The sequence below is a fragment of the Aquabacterium sp. CECT 9606 genome (assembly GCF_918741295.1).
In the GTDB taxonomy this organism is placed as follows: Bacteria; Pseudomonadota; Gammaproteobacteria; order Burkholderiales; family Burkholderiaceae_C; genus Aquabacterium.
The window spans coordinates 1-681 of the sequence record NZ_CAKKNB010000017.1 but is presented as its reverse complement, the minus strand read 5'-3'; the positions used below and the strand labels follow the sequence as shown (position 1 = coordinate 681).

Annotated in this window: 1 protein-coding gene; it reads right to left on the bottom strand. The window is 68.6% G+C overall.

Annotation, left to right across the window (positions count from 1 at the left end):
• Positions 1 to 681 (bottom strand): condensation domain-containing protein (locus LQ232_RS23490; RefSeq protein WP_230182827.1); only part of this gene is annotated, 681 nt, incomplete at both ends.

Here is a 681-nt window from a genome sequence, read left to right as displayed (position 1 = left end):
GCTCTTGGGCAAGGCGTCGACCAGGCGCGTGGGCGCGGCCAGTTGCCCCAGCTGTTCGCGCCAGTAGGCCTGGCTGGCCGAGGCATCCTGAGCTTGCAACCAACCGATGTAGTCGCGGTAGCGTCCGCTCAGCGCGGGCAGGCTCTGGCCGCCGTAGTGGCGCAGCACCTCGCCCAGCAGTTGCGAGGTGCTCCAGCCGTCCAGCAGCAGGTGGTGCACGGTCCACACGATGTGGTGGGTGTCCGGCCCGGTGCGCACCAGCACCAGGCGCATCAACGGGGGCGTGGCCAGGTCGAAGCCTTGGGCCATCTCGCCTTGCGCCAAGGCCTCCAGGGCCTGGGCCTGATCGGCCTGGCCCTGCCAGTCGTGCTCGGTCCAGGGCAGTTGCGCCAGGCGGTCGACCCATTGCAAGGCCTTGTCCTGCTGTCCGGACAGCTGGTGCAAGAAGCCCGTGCGCAGCACGTCGTGGCGTTGGAACACGGCCTGCCAGGCGGCACGGAAGCGTTGGGCGTCCAGCCCTTGCAGGTCCACGCGCAACTGGTTGGTGTAGGCCGTGCCGCTGGGCTCGTAGACGCTGTGAAAGAGCATGCCTTCCTGCATGGGGGACAAGGGGTACAGGTCGTCCACGCGCACGGCAGGCAAGGCCAGCGCGTCCAGTTGATGCTGGTTCAGCCCGGACAG